Source organism: Pseudomonas sp. CROZ-RG-20F-R04-15 (assembly GCF_022662375.1).
In the GTDB taxonomy this organism is placed as follows: Bacteria; Pseudomonadota; Gammaproteobacteria; order Pseudomonadales; family Pseudomonadaceae; genus Aquipseudomonas.
On record NZ_JAKNQL010000014.1, the window covers coordinates 1 to 15,620 of the forward strand.

A 15,620-nucleotide genomic window follows, 5' to 3' on the forward strand; every position below is an offset into this window, starting at 1 on the left:
TGAAATCTGCCGTCAACACCTATTTTCATAAATCTGTCACATCGGTCAAAAACCCACGAAAAAAGAAGGCCGACCTCAATGAGGTCGGCCTTCTCTGTAATCCCCTTCTACTTACAAGCTAGGGAAGGCGAACTGTGAAGCCTCATGGCTCGCCCGTTGCGGCCAGCGCTGAGTGATCGCCTTGCGACGAGTGTAGAAGCGCACACCATCCGGACCATAGGCATGCAAGTCGCCAAACAGCGAACGCTTCCAGCCGCCGAAGCTGTGGTAGGCCACCGGTACCGGCAGCGGCACGTTGACGCCAACCATGCCGACTTCGATCTCGTCGCAGAACAGACGCGCCGCTTCACCGTCACGGGTGAAGATGCAGGTGCCGTTGCCGTACTCGTGATCGTTGATCAGTTGCATCGCCTCTTCCAGGCTGTTCACGCGAACAATGCACAGTACCGGGCCGAATATCTCTTCTTTATAGATGCGCATCTCTGGGGTGACGTTGTCGAACAGGCAGCCACCGAGGAAGAAGCCTTCTTCATGACCGGCCACGCTGAAACCACGACCGTCGACCACCAGGGTCGCGCCCGCTGCCACGCCGTCATCCACGTAACCGCTGACTTTGTCGCGCGCCTGACCGGTTACCAGTGGGCCCATATCCAGACCACACGAAGTGCCAGCACCGATTTTCAGCGCCTGAATCTGTGGAACCAGTTTCGCTACCAAGGCATCCGCCACCTGATCGCCTACACACACGGCAACCGAGATCGCCATGCAGCGCTCGCCGCACGATCCGTAAGCCGCGCCCATCAGTGCACTGACAGCGTTATCCAGATCGGCATCCGGCATCAGCACCGCGTGGTTCTTCGCGCCGCCCAGTGCCTGCACGCGTTTGCCGCGCTTGGTGCCTTCGGCGTAGATGTACTCGGCAATCGGCGTCGAGCCAACGAAGCTCAGCGCTTTGACTTCCGGCGCTTCGATCAGCGCGTCTACTGCAGTCTTGTCACCGTGAACCACGCTCATCACGCCTTTCGGCAAACCGGCTTCCAGTAATAACTGAGCGATCAGCAGTGTCGAACTTGGATCACGCTCGGACGGTTTGAGGATGAAGCAGTTGCCGCAGACGATCGCCAGCGGGTACATCCACAGCGGCACCATGGCCGGGAAGTTGAACGGGGTGATACCGGCAACAATGCCCAGCGGCTGGAAGTCCGACCATGCGTCGATGTTCGGGCCGACGTTGCGACTGTACTCGCCCTTGAGGATTTCTGGCGCTGCGCAGGCAAACTCGACGTTCTCGATGCCGCGCTTCAGTTCACCGGCAGCGTCTTCCAGAGTCTTGCCGTGTTCTTCGCTGATCAATTGCGAAATGCGCGCTTCGTTCTGCTCGAGCAGTTGCTTGAAGCGAAACATCACCTGGGCGCGTTTGGCCGGTGGCGTGTTGCGCCAGGCCGGGAACGCAGCCTTGGCGGCATCGATGGCTTTCTGGATGGTGGCCTGGCTGGCCAATGGCAGCTTGTGGATAGCCTGACCAGTGGACGGATTGAACACATCAACCGCGCGACCGTTCTCGGTCACCAGTTCGCCATTGATCAAATGCGGGATAACGCTCATCGAAAACTCCTGAATTCTTGTGCGCAGACGCCCGCAAGAGGCGCCTGCTATTTGCATAGCTATATAGAAGGAAAGATCAGTCGAGCTTGTTCAGCACTTCGCCGACCGCGTCGAACAGACGATCAAGGTCTTGCGGCTTGCTGTTGAAAGTTGGGCCGAACTGCAAGGTGTCGCCGCCGAAGCGTACGTAGAACCCGGCTTTCCACAGGGCCATGCCCGCTTCGAACGGACGCACGATGGCGTCACCGTCACGCCCGGCAATCTGAATGGCGCCGGCCAGACCGAAGTTACGGATGTCGATAACGTTCTTGGAACCCTTCAGCCCGTGCAGTGCGTTCTCGAAATGCGGCGCAACTTCCGCGACGCTCTGCACCAGATTCTCTTTTTGCAGCAGGTCGAGTGCTGCCAGGCCAGCGGCGCAAGCCACTGGGTGTGCCGAGTAGGTGTAACCGTGCGGGAATTCCACGGCGTATTCCGGAGTCGGCTGATTCATGAAGGTCTGGTAGATCTCGGAGCTGGCAATCACCGCGCCCATCGGGATCGCGCCGTTGGTGACTTGCTTGGCGATGCACATCAGATCCGGGGTCACGCCAAAGGTGTCGGCGCCGAACATATTGCCGGTGCGGCCGAAACCGGTGATCACTTCGTCGAACACCAGCAGGATGCTGTGCTGATCGCAGATTTCGCGCAGACGTTTCAGGTAACCCTGCGGCGGCACCAGTACGCCAGCGGAACCGGCCATAGGCTCAACGAATACTGCGGCGATATTCGACGCATCATGCAGCTCAATCAGTTTCAGCAGCTCATCGGCCAAAGCGATGCCGCCCTGCTCCGGCATGCCACGGGAGAAGGCATTGCTTGCCAGCAAAGTATGCGGCAGGTGATCGACGTCCATCATCGCCTGACCGAACAGTTTGCGGTTGCCATTGACGCCACCAAGGCTGGTGCCGGCGATGTTCACGCCGTGGTAACCACGGGCACGGCCGATCATTTTGGTTTTGGTCGCCTGACCTTTCAGGCGCCAGTAGGCACGGACCATTTTCACGGCGGTATCGGCGCACTCGGAGCCCGAGTCAGTGAAGAACACGTGATTCAGATTGCCCGGGGTCAGCTCGGTGATTTTCTCGGCCAGCTGGAACGACAGCGGGTGACCGTACTGGAAGCCCGGCGAGTAATCGAGGGTGCCCAGCTGTTTGGAGACCGCTTCCTGAATTTCCTTGCGGGTATGGCCAGCGCCGCAGGTCCACAGACCGGACAGCGAGTCGTATACCTTGCGGCCCTTGTCGTCGATCAGCCAGCTGCCTTCGGCGCCAACGATCAAACGCGGATCGCGCTGGAAGTTACGGTTGGCGGTGTACGGCATCCAGTGCGCGTCCAGCTTCAGTTGGCTGGCCAGTGGCGACTGAGCGTTTTCAGGCATGTTCATCGGGCAAAACCTCGCAGGGCATAAGCGTCAGGGAGATAAAAAGCGTTGTTGCAGCTAAATTGCCACGGCGATAAAGTCGGTGAAATTCAACTCTTCTAACCTTCAGTTAGAACTTCGCTAAACAATGAGAACAATAAAATGAGCAGCCGCCGCCCCGATCCGCTGGCCCAGGTCAGTGACTTTGATATTCGCCTGCTGCGAATTTTTCGCAGCGTGGTGGAATGCGGTGGTTTCTCGGCAGCGGAAACCGTGCTCGGCATCGGTCGCTCGGCGATCAGTCAGCAGATGAGCGATCTGGAGCAGCGCCTCGGTTTACGTTTGTGTCAGCGCGGCCGCGCCGGATTTTCGCTGACTGAAGAAGGTCGCGAGGTCTATCAATCCGCGCTACAGCTATTAAGTGCGTTGGAAAGCTTCCGCACTGAGGTCAATGGCCTGCACCAGCATTTGCGCGGTGAGTTGATCATCGGTCTGACCGACAACCTCGTCACCCTGCCCCATATGCGCATCACCCACGCCCTCGCACAGTTGAAGGAACGCGGGCCGGATGTGCAGATCCAGATCCGCATGATTGCGCCGAATGAAGTCGAGCAAGGCGTGCTCGATGGGCGTTTACATGTTGGCGTGGTGCCGCAGGCCAGTGCGTTGTCGGGACTGGAATATCAGCCGTTGTACAGCGAGCGTTCGCTGCTTTATTGCGCGGTGGGCCATCCGTTGTTTTATGTCGATGACAAACAGCTCGATGACGAACGTCTGAACACTCAGGACGCGATTGCCCCGACCTTTCGTCTGCCGGCGGATATTCAGGCGCATTACCAGGCGCTCAATTGCACCGCCAGTGCCTCGGACCGTGAGGGTATGGCGTTTCTGATTTTGACCGGGCGTTACATCGGTTACCTGCCGGATCACTACGCCAGCCTCTGGGTGCAGCAAGGTCGCTTGCGTGCTTTAAAAGCAGGAACGCGGTTTTACGATTTGAGTCTGGCATCGGTCACGCGCAAGGGGCGGCGCCCTCATTTGGTGCTGGAAAGCTTTCTGGAGAGTCTGGCGGCGACGCGTTGAAAATTCTCTGATGCCCGCCAGCGTTGGGCCTTAGCAAAAAATTCGACAAATAACCTGAGCAAGTGGACAGCTTTTTGCAAAGCAGGATCAACCTCGATCCTCAACAAGAAGCCCTAAGCCATGCAGCCAGATTCCGCACCGTCCAGCGACCTGATCTACGGCCTCAACGACCGCCCCAAACCACTCGCCGCAACACTCGCGGCACTGCAACACGTGCTCGCCAGTTTCGTCGGCATCATCACCCCGCCGCTGGTGATCGGCTCGGCGCTCGGGTTGACCGCATATTTGCCTTACTTGATCAGCATGGCGTTGATGGTCTCGGGTGTCGGCACCTTCATTCAGGCGCGGCGGCCGTTCGGCATCGGCGCGGGGATGATCTGTCTGCAGGGCACCAGTTTCGCCTTTCTCGGTGCGGTGCTGTCGGCTGGTTTTCTGGTCAAGCAACGCGGCGGCAGCCCGGAAGACATTCTGGCGATGATTTTCGGTGTGTGCTTTTTCGGCGCAATCGTGCAGATCGTCCTCAGCCGTTTCATCGGTCAATTGCGCCGAGTGGTTACGCCGCTGGTGACCGGGATCGTTATCACCCTGATCGGCATCAGTCTGATCAAGGTTGGTATTACCGATTTGGGCGGCGGCTTCAATGCGCCGGACTTCGGTGCACCGGGCAATCTGGCGCTGGGCGTGTTTGTGTTGCTGACGATCATTCTGCTCAACCGCTCGAACACGCCTTGGGTGCGCTTGTCGGCAATCATCATTGGTTTGCTGCTCGGCAGTCTGGCCGCGTGGTTCAGTGGGAAACTGGTGCCGCAGCCTTTGCCTGACTTGCCGCTGGTGAGTTTTCCTACGCCGTTCAAGTTTGGCTTCAGCTTCGACTGGACGGCTTTCCTGCCGGTCGCGCTGATTTATCTGATCAGCACCATCGAAACCGTCGGCGATCTTACCGCCAACTGCATGCTCGCCCGCCAGCCAATCAGTGGGCCTTCTTATATAAACCGCTTGCGTGGTGGAGTACTCGGTGACGGCGTCAGTTGCATGATCGCCGCGACCTTCAGTGCTTTCCCAAACACCACGTTCGCGCAAAACAACGGCGTGATCCAGTTGACCGGCGTCGCCAGCCGCTACGTCGGGCTGTACATCGGCGCGATCCTGTTTTGCCTCGGCCTGTTCCCGATGATCGGCGCGGTGCTGCAACAGATTCCGAAACCGGTACTTGGCGGCGCGACTCTGGTGATGTTCGGCGCGGTGGCCGCCGCCGGCGTGCGCATCCTCGCGCAATCGCCGCTGGATCGCCGCAGCATGTTGATCATCGCCACTTCGTTCGGCGTCGGCCTGGGTATCGCCGCACAACCGAACCTGCTGCACCTGCTGCCGAAACTGGTGCAGAACCTGTTCGACTCGGCGATCACCAGCGGCGGCTTGACCGCGATCATCCTTTGTCTGCTGCTGCCGGAGTCGAAAACCGAGGCCGCTGAAGTGCACGCGGCGCTGAACAAGATCGAACAGGCGTAACGGTTTTATCGCCCAAGGACTTGTCGGATCTCTGTGGGTGCGCTATCAACGCAACTGGTTGCACCCACAGACAAACCCGGAAGTGCCTATGACCTTTGAAGTCCCAGCCCATGGCGGCAAACCCGCCAGCCGCATTCGTCAGAAGAACGAAGAGACCATCCTCAAAGCCGCCGAAGACGAGTTCGCCCGTCACGGGTACAAAGGTACCAGCATGAACACCATCGCGCAGAATGCCGGGTTGCCCAAGGCGAACCTGCATTACTACTTCACCAACAAGCTTGGGTTGTACGTAGCGGTGCTGAGCAACATCATCGAGTTGTGGGACAGCACCTTCAACACCCTCACCGCCGAAGACGATCCGGCTGAAGCGCTGACCCGCTACATCCGCGCCAAGATGGAATTCTCCCGTCGCCAGCCGCAAGCCTCGCGAATCTTTGCGATGGAAGTGATCAGCGGCGGCGAATGCCTGAGCGAATATTTCAATCAGGATTACCGCGCCTGGTTCACTGGCCGCGCGGCGGTGTTTCAGGCGTGGATCGATGCGGGCAAAATGGACCCGGTGGATCCGGTGCACCTGATCTTCCTGTTGTGGGGCAGCACTCAGCATTACGCCGATTTCGCCACGCAGATCTGTCGCGTCAGCGGTCGCAGCAAGCTGACCAAGCAGGATATGGAAGACGCCGGTAACAACCTGATCCGCATCATTCTCAAAGGCTGCGGCCTCACTCCTTCTCTATAAGACGTTTATGCCTTTCACCCTCAGCGGTTTTTGCGAGTACCGCGAAGAGATTCGCAAAAGCCGCTTTATCACCTTCGCCACGCCGATCGGCAGCCCTGCCGAGGCGCAGGCGTTTTTCGAACAGCACAGCGACTTCAATGCCTCGCACAATTGCTGGGCGTGGAAACTCGGCGATCAATATCGCAGCAACGACGATGGCGAACCGGGCGGCACGGCGGGTCGGCCGATTCTGGCGGCGATTGAGGCGCAGGATTGCGATCAGGTCGCGGTGCTGGTGATTCGTTGGTATGGCGGCATTCAACTCGGTACCGGCGGTTTGGCCCGGGCGTATGGCGGTGGGGCGAACAAATGTTTGCAGACGGCGGCCAAGGTCGAGTTGATCAGCCGGGTGTCATTGAGTTGCGCTTGCGGGTTTGCCGAGTTGGCGCTGGTGAAGTTGCGCGTGGCCGATCTCGGGGGCTTGGTTGTGGAAGAAAACTTCACGGCGAACGGCGTTGAGTTGAAGTTAGCGGTGGGTGAGGCGCAGATCGAGTTGTTGCAAAGCCAATTGGCAGATTTGAGCCGTGGGCGAATTTTGCTTCAACGATAAAAGATCAAAAGATCAAAAGATCAAAAGATCAAAGATCGCAGCGTTCCGCAGCTCCTACATTTGAAATGCGCTCCCCTGTTGGAGCTGCCGAAGGCTGCGATCTTTTGGGGCGATCCCGAATTTCCTTATTCCACAGAGTTGCCCACATCTGCTGTGCACCCGACTGTGGATAACCTGAGTACATTCCGCTGTAACCCTTCTGTCACGTGGCTTTGCGCGGTTTGTTCACTTTTCGTTCAATTCACCCGACCAAACGAAAATTTCAAGAAGAAACAGTCAGTTAGCGTTGTTTATCACCATTAGAAGAAAGCACCGCAGTGCTTATGCCCGGGTTTGCGGCTTGCACACAATAACTGTGGAACAAGCTGTGGATAACCCGTTCATGGCTGGCGCAGTCGCAGGTTCTGCCTAGCCCACAACGGTTTGCTCGTTTTTTGATCAGTTAACAACGGGCAAAACTGGAGCCCGATCAACGGCTTTGCTCTGAATTGGTGCCGGGCAGAAGCGTATTTTTTTCTTGAATGCTCTACGCCGAGGGCTGGCACACGCGGCCCGCTCGCGTTCCTGACTCAATGGCCAGGAAATTGCTTTATCCACAGGCACAACTCCAAGCCAGTCGAGCCTGTCATGCCAATCGCTCCTCCCATCCCGCGCCTGCAATTGCGCCATATCAGCAAACGCTACCCCGGCTGTCTGGCCAATGACGCCATCGACCTGAGCATCGCGCCGGGAGAAATCCATGCCCTGCTTGGTGAAAACGGTGCGGGCAAAAGCACGTTAATGAAGATCATCTACGGCGTCACCCAGGCCGATTCGGGCGAGATGCTCTGGCAGGGCCAACGGGTCAATATCCGCAACCCGGCACAGGCGCGGCAGCTGGGCATCGGCATGGTGTTCCAGCATTTCTCCCTGTTCGAAACCCTCAGCGTGGCGCAGAACATTGCGCTGGCGATGGGCGCTGCGGCCGGACCACCAAAACAACTGGAGCCAAAAATTCGCGAAGTGTCGTGCCGCTACGGTATGGCGCTGGAGCCAGAGCGACTTGTCCACAGCCTGTCGATCGGCGAGCGGCAGCGCGTGGAAATCATTCGTTGCCTGATGCAGGACATTCGTCTGCTGATTCTCGACGAACCAACCTCGGTGCTGACGCCGCAAGAGGCCGACGAATTGTTCATCACCCTGCGCCGTCTCGCCGCCGAGGGTTGCAGCATTCTGTTTATCAGCCACAAACTCGGCGAGGTTCGGGCGTTGTGTCACAGCGCGACAGTTTTGCGCGGAGGGCGAGTCGCCGGTCATTGCCGGCCGGCTGAATGTTCGGATCAGCAATTGGCGCAGTTGATGGTCGGCGAAGCGGCGGCGTTGATTGGCGACTATCCAAAGGTCAGCGGCGGCGCGACGTTTTTGCAGGTGAACGGCTTGAGCTGGCACAATCTGGACCCGTTTGGCTGCTCGCTGAAAGACATCAACCTGCAAGTGCGCAGCGGTGAAATCGTCGGCATCGCCGGGGTCGCCGGTAATGGTCAGGATGAGTTGCTGGCCCTGCTCAGTGGCGAGCAAAACCTACCCCGCGTCGAAGCTGCGACCATTCGACTCGCCGAGCAAAACGTCGCCGATTTACGCCCGGATGCGCGACGCAAACTGGGCTTGGCGTTCGTGCCGGCTGAGCGTCTCGGCCATGGTGCGGTGCCCGAATTGAGCCTGGCGGACAACGCCCTGCTAACTGCTTTCCAGCAAGGCTTGGTCAGCCACGGTTTGATCGAACGCGGCAAAGTCGAAGTCCTTGCCGAGCAAATCATTCAACGTTTCGGGGTGAAAACCCCGGGCACGCAAACCGCCGCGCGTAGTTTGTCCGGCGGTAACCTGCAGAAATTCATCCTCGGCCGGGAGATCCTCCAGCAACCGAAACTGCTGATCGCCGCGCACCCGACCTGGGGTGTCGACGTCGGTGCCGCCGCGACTATCCACCGAGCCTTGATCGCGTTGCGCGATGCCGGCGCGGCGATTCTGGTGATTTCCGAAGACCTCGACGAACTGTTCCAGATCAGCGACCGCCTCGGCGCATTGTGCGGCGGGCGTCTGTCGGCGCTACACAACACCAGCGATACGCAACTCAGCGACGTCGGTGGCTGGATGGCCGGCCAGTTCGACAACCCACCTTCAGCCGCCACGGTTTAACGGAGTTTTCCACATGCTGCTTTCCCTCGAACCCCGTGGCCAGCAATCGCGCTTGATGCTGTGGTGCTCGCCGTTATTGGCGGCGGCGCTGACGCTCGGTTGCGGTTCGCTGTTGTTTATCGCCCTGGGCCATGACCCGTTGCAAACCTTGCATACGCTGCTGATCGCGCCGGTCAGCGACTTGTATGGCGTCTCCGAATTACTGGTCAAAGCGCTGCCGATTCTGCTTTGCGCACTGGGTCTGGCGGTGGCGTATCAGGCGCGGATCTGGAATATCGGCGCCGAAGGGCAACTGCTCCTCGGCGCGCTCGCCGGCAGTGCCCTGGCGGTGAACATCATCGACATGCAAAGTCGTTGGGCGCTGGTGCTGATTCTGCTCACCGGCACCCTCGCCGGCGCGGCGTGGGCCGGGCTCACCGCGTGGTTGCGCACCCGCTTCAATGCCAACGAAATCCTCACCAGCATCATGCTCAACTACATCGCACTGAACCTGTTGCTGTTCTGCGTGCACGGGCCGCTGAAAGATCCCGCCGGGTTCAATTTTCCCGAATCGGCAATGTTCGGCGACGCCAGCCGTTTGCCGCTGTTGATAGAAGATGGCCGCGTGCATGCCGGGGTGTATTTCGCCCTGCTCGCGCTGGTTGCGGTGTGGGTGTTGCTGCAGAAAAGTTTTGTCGGTTTCCAGATCAAAGTGCTTGGGCTGGACAAGCGTGCGGCGGGGTTTGTCGGTTTTCGCGAGAAGCGGCTGATCTGGCTGGCACTGTTGATCAGCGGCGGTTTGGCCGGGCTCGCCGGCGTCTGCGAAGTCACCGGGCCGATTGGTCAATTGGTGCCGCAGGTTTCGCCGGGTTATGGCTATGCGGCAATCACCGTGGCGTTTCTTGGGCGTTTGAATCCAATCGGGATTCTGTTTTCAAGTCTGTTGATGGCGCTGCTGTACATCGGCGGCGAGAGTGCACAAATGACCTTGAATTTGCCGCAGGCGATCACCCAGTTGTTTCAGGGAATGATGCTGTTTTTCCTGCTCGCCTGTGACGTGCTGATTCTCTATCGGCCACGCCTGAACCTGCGCTGGGTGAAGCGCACTTCGACCACTGCCGTAACCGCCGGAGCGCTGTGATGGATATCGATCTGTTGAGCAATATTTTCTACGCCATGGTGCGTTGCGGCACGCCGCTGTTGCTGGTGGCGCTGGGTGAACTGATCTGCGAGAAGAGCGGCGTGCTCAACCTCGGCCAGGAAGGGATGATGCTGTTTGGCGCGGTGATCGGTTTTATCGTCGCGCTTAACAGCGGCAACCTGTGGCTTGGCGTGTTGTTGGCGATGCTTGCCGGCATGTTGCTGTCGTCACTGTTTGCGCTGGTGGCGTTGGTGTTCAACGCCAATCAGGTGGCGACCGGGTTGGCGCTGACGATTTTCGGCGTCGGGCTGTCGACCTTTGTCGGGGCGGCTTGGGTGGGTAAACCGCTGGCGGGTTTTGAGCCGTTGGCGATTCCTTATCTGAGTGACATTCCGCTGATCGGGCGGATGCTGTTCGCGCAAGATTTGCTGGTGTATCTGTCGTTCGCGCTGTTTGCGCTGGTGGCGTGGGTGATCGTCAAAAGTCGTGTCGGGTTGATTATTCAGGCGGTCGGGGAAAACCCGGATGCGGCCAGTGCGATGGGGTTGCCGGTGTTGACTGTACGTACCTTGGCGGTGCTGTTTGGCGGGGCGATGGCCGGGTTGGCCGGGGCGTATCTGTCGTTGGCGTACACACCGATGTGGGCGGAGAACATGACTGCCGGGCGCGGCTGGATCGCGTTGGCGCTGGTGGTGTTTGCCAGTTGGCGGGTGTGGCGGTTGTTGCTCGGGGCGTATCTGTTTGGCCTCGCCAGCATCCTGCACCTGGTGGCGCAGGGATTGGGGTTGGCGATTCCGTCGAGTCTGCTGGCGATGCTGCCGTATGTGGCGACGATTGTGGTGTTGGTGTTGTTGTCGCGCGATGCGTTGCGGACGCGGTTGTATGCGCCGGTTTCGTTGGGGCAGCCTTGGCAGGCGGGACATTAAGAGGTGAACTCACTGGCCTCTTCGCGAGCAAGCTCGCTCCCACAGTTGACCGAGTTCACTCAGACTCCCTGTGGGAGCGAGCTTGCTCGCGAAGGCGTCCGCACAGGCAACACCTGAGCAATGCCCCACGCTAACTCGAAGACCAGGAAAACCAGCAGGATCGAACTGGCACCGTGGAGCAAGGCATACGCCTGCCAAGCCGCAAACAAAAATCTGGCCACCGCGTCATACCGTCCATAAAGCGCCTGCGGATCACGAATCCGCAGCACCGCCCAAACACACACCACTGACCCCAACAGATTCGCCATCAACATATGCACAGGCTGAAACGCCGGCAGTTCGCCGGGTAAATTCAGCGCGGTCAAAAAACCATGCAAAGCGGCAAAACTCCAAGGCGTGGCAAACGCCGCCGTGACGATCAAGTCATACCAGGCGCTGCCGCGCACCACGTTGCGATACTGCGTCGAAGTCCACATCGTCCTTGCTCCAAAAATTGAGGGAGCGAGCACGGTAAAGCCTGGAGTATGCTCCAGCGTCAACAGCTGTTTTGAGAGCCAGCATGCGTATCGGTGAATTAGCCCAGGCCAGCGCCGTCAGCCGTGACACTTTGCGTTTCTATGAGCAACGCGGGTTGATTGCGGCGCAACGCAGTGCCAACGGTTATCGCGACTATCCGCCGGAAATGCTGCAACTGGTGCTCTATATCAAAACGGCGCAACGCCTGGGTTTTACCCTCGGCGAGATTGGTAACAGTGTCGCGGCGCTGTGGAACGCGCCCGATCCGGACAGCGCCGTGGCGCAGTTGCTGCGCGACAAACTGCAACTGATCGAAACCCGCATGAGCGAACTCGACGCGTTGCGTCAGGAGCTGCAACTTCGGCTCGGTCAGGCCTGTCCATTGAATCCATGATCCTCATTCATCAAGGAAGCCCATCATGTCTGCAAAAAACGCACTGATCATCGGCGCCTCCCGGGGCCTTGGCCTCGGTCTGGTGAAAACCCTGCTGGCCGACGGCTGGCAAGTCACCGCCACCGTGCGCAATCCTGCCAATGCTCAGGCGCTGGAAGCGCTGGGCAAGGTGCGGATCGAGAAGCTCGACATGGACGATCAGCAAGCGGTCATTGCTCTGAGCCAACAGCTCAAGGGCGAAACCTTCGACCTGCTGTTCGTCAACGCCGGGGTCAAAGGCCCGGCCGATCAGACCCCGGGCGGCGCGACACTGGCTGAAGTCGGTCAGCTGTTTTTCACCAACGCGGTGGCGCCGATCAATCTGGCCCAGCGTTTTGCCGGGCAGATTCGCGACGGCAGCGGCGTGCTGGCGTTCATGAGTTCCGGGCTGGGCAGCGTGACGGTGGCGGATGCGCCGGAGCTGGCGCTGTACAAGGCCAGCAAGGCTGCGCTGAATTCGATGACCAACAGTTTTGTCACGCAATTGGGCGAGCAGAAGATGACGGTGCTGTCGCTGCATCCGGGTTGGGTGAAAACCGACATGGGCGGTGAAGGGGCTGACCTTGACGTGGAAACCAGCACCCGTGGGCTGGTGGATCAGGTGAACGCGTATGCCAGCAAGGGCGGGCATCACTTCATCAACTACAAGGGTGAAACGATTCCCTGGTAAACACTGAAGATCCCTAAGTGGGAGCGAGCCTGCTCGCGAATGCGCTGTGTCAGACAATGAATGTATCGACTGATACGACGCTTTCGCGAGCAGGCTCGCTCCCACAAGGGTTGTGTGGTGAATGGTCGGGTTGGGCTTGCCCGATGCGGCGTTTTGTTTGAAACTGCGCACCTCGTCCTCGCGGCGACCCTGGATCAGCAGACAGGGCATCACTGAGCTGGCAACCCTGAACCCCATTTTCAGAGGAGCCGGCAACATGCCCGCGACCCGTACCTGGTTAAAAAATCCCCTCGCCATTTTCACCTCCAATGAGCTCGATGCCCGTGGTGGTCTTGTTGTGCAAGACGGTGTCATCGTCGAAGTGCTTGCCGCTGGCCAGCAGCCGTCGGCGCCGTGCAATGCAGTGTTCGATGCCCGCGAGCATGTGATCCTGCCGGGCCTGATCAACACCCATCACCATTTCTATCAAACCCTGACTCGCGCTTGGGCGCCGGTGGTCAATCAGCCGTTGTTTCCGTGGCTGAAAACCCTGTATCCGGTATGGGCGCGACTGACACCGGAGAAACTCGCGCTCGCCACCAAAGTCGCTCTGGCCGAGCTGTTGCTGTCGGGTTGCACCACCGCTGCCGACCATCACTACCTGTTCCCGGACGGTCTGGAAAACGCTATCGACGTACAAGTCGAAAGCGTCCGAGAACTGGGCATGCGCGCCATGCTCACTCGCGGTTCGATGAGCCTCGGCGAGAAGGACGGTGGCCTGCCGCCGCAGCAGACCGTGCAGGAAGGTCAGGTGATTCTCGACGACAGCCAGCGCCTGATTCACGAGTACCACGAGCGTGGCGACGGCGCGCAGATCCAGATCGCGCTGGCACCATGCTCGCCGTTCTCGGTGACCCCGGAAATCATGTCGGCCAGCGCCGAACTGGCGAACAAGCTCGACGTGCGTCTGCACACGCACCTCGCCGAAACACTCGACGAAGAAGATTTCTGCCTGCAGCGTTTCGGCCTGCGCACTGTCGATTATCTCGACAGCGTCGGCTGGCTCGGCCCGCGCACCTGGCTGGCCCACGGCATCCATTTCAACCCGGACGAAATCGCTCGTCTCGGTCAGGCGGGTACCGGCATCTGCCATTGCCCGAGTTCGAACATGCGTCTGGCTTCCGGCATCTGCCCGAGTATCGATCTGACTGACGCGGGTGCGTTGTTTGGTCTGGGGGTTGACGGTTCGGCGTCCAACGATGCGTCGAACATGATTCTCGAAGCGCGTCAGGCGCTGTACATCCAGCGCCTGCGTTACGGCGCCGAGAAGATCACCCCGGAGCGCGTGCTGGGCTGGGCGACCAAGGGTTCGGCGAGCCTGTTGGGCCGTACCGATATCGGTGAGATTGCCGTGGGCAAGCAGGCGGATCTGGCGTTGTTCAAGCTCGATGAGCTGCGTTTCTCGGGCAGTCATGATCCGATTTCGGCGCTGCTGTTGTGCGGCGCGGATCGTGCGGATCGGGTGATGATTGCTGGCAAGTGGCGTGTGGTCGATGGCCAGGTTGAAGGCCTGGATCTGAAAGGCCTGATCGCCGATCACAGCCAGGCGGCTCGCCAACTGATCGCCGGTACCTGATTCACCGCCGTTCAAAACTGTCTGATCGTTCCCACGCTCTGCGTGGGAATGCATCTCGGGACGCTCCGCGTCCCAGCAGCGGACGCAGAGCGTCCATGGCGGCATTCCCACGCGGAGCGTGGGAACGATCAAGATCAAAGGCCTAGCAGGGACAGCATGATGAACGTCGCAAACAGTACGAAGTGAGTCATGCCTTCGATGGCATTGGTCTCACCGTCATTGAGGTTGATCGCACTAACAATCAACGTCAGGAAAATCATCACCGTCTGCACCGGCGTCATCGCCATTTGAAACGGTTGGCCGGTGTAAAGCGCCATCGCCTCCATCACCGGCACCGTGAGAATCACCGTCGACAATGACGCGCCCATCGCAATGTTCACCACCGATTGCATGCGGTTGGCCAACGCTGCACGCAACGCGGTCAGAATCTCCGGTGCGGCGGAAATCGCTGCCACCAGAATCGCTGTGATCACCGGCGGCGCGCCCGTGCCTTCCAGGCCCAGATCGAGGGTTTTCGACATCACTTCGGCGAGAGCGCCGATCACCACAATGCCAAACACCAGAATGCCGATCGACAGGCCGATGCCCGGTGCTTTCGCCTGCGCGTCCTGCGGCTCTTTCTTGCGGCGTTTGTCCGGGTAGCTGTAGCTGAAAAAGTAACTGTGCGGGCCGACCTGCATGCGCAGAAACAGCGCGTAAAGCACCACCATTGCACCGATGGTGAACGCCGAATAAATCTTCCAGTTGGCCTCGGGAATAAATTCCGGCACCACCATCGACACGCCCATGGCGGTGAGGATCATCACGCTATAGCTGCGCGCGGAATCGTCGTTGTACGACTGCTCGCCATGCTTGATCCCGCCCATCAGCGCGGCGAGGCCGAGGATGCCGTTGATGTCGAGCATCACGGCGGAATAGATCGTGTCGCGCACCAGCGTGGGCGACGCTTCGTTGCTCATCATGATTGCCAGAATCACCACTTCGACCAGCACGGCCGCCAGCGTGAGGATCATCGTGCCGTAAGGGTCGCCAACCTTTTCGGCGAGCAGTTCGGCGTGATGGGCGACGCGCATCGAGGCGGCGACGATGAAAGCGATAAGCACCAGACCGGCAGTCAGCGCGACGATCTGGCCGCTGTGCAACATCCAGTGTTCCAACGGATAGGCGACGCACGCGGCGATGACGGCCAAGAGCAGAAAACTTTCTTGCTTGAGGATCGAGAGCATGGCGGGCCTTTT

General features: G+C 59.3%; 14 protein-coding genes. 10 read left to right on the top strand and 4 right to left on the bottom strand.

The genetic code is table 11. The features are described from left to right. Positions 1-111 precede the first annotated feature (111 nt). Both L8H52_RS19855 and L8H52_RS19860 read right to left on the bottom strand, forming a co-directional pair. On the bottom strand, positions 112-1,605 hold the full coding sequence (locus L8H52_RS19855; RefSeq protein ID WP_038360740.1) for a CoA-acylating methylmalonate-semialdehyde dehydrogenase: 1,494 nt from the start codon (positions 1,603-1,605) through the stop codon (positions 112-114). Positions 1,606-1,681: 76 nt separating this feature from the next. Continuing rightward, positions 1,682-3,031 carry an aspartate aminotransferase family protein gene (locus L8H52_RS19860; protein ID WP_242208389.1) on the bottom strand — a complete coding sequence of 450 codons (1,350 nt, stop codon included), beginning with the start codon at positions 3,029-3,031 and terminating at the stop codon, positions 1,682-1,684. Between the two features lie 138 nt (positions 3,032-3,169). On the opposite strand from L8H52_RS19860, the gene L8H52_RS19865 reads away from it, so the two are divergent. The 7 genes from L8H52_RS19865 (at position 3,170) to L8H52_RS19895 (ending at position 11,148) form a co-directional block, all read left to right on the top strand. Continuing rightward, positions 3,170-4,090 carry a LysR family transcriptional regulator gene (locus L8H52_RS19865; protein ID WP_242208390.1) on the top strand — a complete coding sequence of 307 codons (921 nt, stop codon included), beginning with the start codon at positions 3,170-3,172 and terminating at the stop codon, positions 4,088-4,090. Positions 4,091-4,210: 120 nt separating this feature from the next. After that, the gene (locus L8H52_RS19870) at positions 4,211-5,599 is read left to right on the top strand and encodes a nucleobase:cation symporter-2 family protein (protein ID WP_242208391.1); all 1,389 of its coding nucleotides are present in this window, start codon (positions 4,211-4,213) and stop codon (positions 5,597-5,599) included. Between the two features lie 88 nt (positions 5,600-5,687). Continuing rightward, the gene (locus L8H52_RS19875) at positions 5,688-6,338 is read left to right on the top strand and encodes a TetR/AcrR family transcriptional regulator (RefSeq protein WP_077570884.1); all 651 of its coding nucleotides are present in this window, start codon (positions 5,688-5,690) and stop codon (positions 6,336-6,338) included. Positions 6,339-6,345: 7 nt separating this feature from the next. Then, a complete protein-coding gene (locus tag L8H52_RS19880) occupies positions 6,346-6,927 on the top strand; it encodes a YigZ family protein (protein WP_242208392.1) in 582 nt (193 codons plus the stop codon). 627 nt (positions 6,928-7,554) lie between these two features. Next, entirely contained in the window at positions 7,555-9,102 is a 1,548-nt protein-coding gene (locus tag L8H52_RS19885) for an ABC transporter ATP-binding protein (RefSeq protein ID WP_242208393.1), read from the top strand. Between the two features lie 13 nt (positions 9,103-9,115). Further along, positions 9,116-10,222 (top strand): ABC transporter permease, encoded by a 1,107-nt coding sequence (locus L8H52_RS19890; RefSeq protein WP_242208394.1) that lies wholly within the window; start codon positions 9,116-9,118, stop codon positions 10,220-10,222. Further along, positions 10,222-11,148, top strand: coding sequence for an ABC transporter permease (locus L8H52_RS19895; RefSeq protein WP_134175660.1), 927 nt, complete (start codon positions 10,222-10,224; stop codon positions 11,146-11,148). The genes L8H52_RS19890 and L8H52_RS19895 overlap by 1 nt, the downstream gene beginning before the upstream one ends. A 59-nt stretch (positions 11,149-11,207) precedes the next feature. Here the strand turns inward: L8H52_RS19895 and L8H52_RS19900 are convergent, their stop codons facing one another. After that, a complete protein-coding gene (locus tag L8H52_RS19900; protein ID WP_242208395.1) occupies positions 11,208-11,624 on the bottom strand; it encodes a hypothetical protein in 417 nt (138 codons plus the stop codon). Between the two features lie 83 nt (positions 11,625-11,707). Between L8H52_RS19900 and L8H52_RS19905 the strand changes: the two genes are divergently transcribed. The 3 genes from L8H52_RS19905 to L8H52_RS19915 all read left to right on the top strand — a co-directional run bounded on the left by L8H52_RS19905 (position 11,708) and on the right by L8H52_RS19915 (position 14,382). Next, entirely contained in the window at positions 11,708-12,058 is a 351-nt protein-coding gene (locus tag L8H52_RS19905) for a MerR family transcriptional regulator (protein WP_242208396.1), read from the top strand. A 22-nt stretch (positions 12,059-12,080) separates the two neighbouring features. Then, positions 12,081-12,767: an SDR family oxidoreductase gene (locus tag L8H52_RS19910; protein WP_242208484.1), complete on the top strand. Its 687-nt coding sequence runs from the start codon at positions 12,081-12,083 to the stop codon at positions 12,765-12,767. Between the two features lie 256 nt (positions 12,768-13,023). Next, entirely contained in the window at positions 13,024-14,382 is a 1,359-nt protein-coding gene (locus tag L8H52_RS19915) for an 8-oxoguanine deaminase (RefSeq protein WP_242208397.1), read from the top strand. A 134-nt stretch (positions 14,383-14,516) separates the two neighbouring features. On the opposite strand, the gene L8H52_RS19920 is transcribed toward L8H52_RS19915, so the two are convergent. After that, positions 14,517-15,608 carry a calcium:proton antiporter gene (locus L8H52_RS19920; protein ID WP_242208398.1) on the bottom strand — a complete coding sequence of 364 codons (1,092 nt, stop codon included), beginning with the start codon at positions 15,606-15,608 and terminating at the stop codon, positions 14,517-14,519. Positions 15,609-15,620 lie beyond the last annotated feature (12 nt).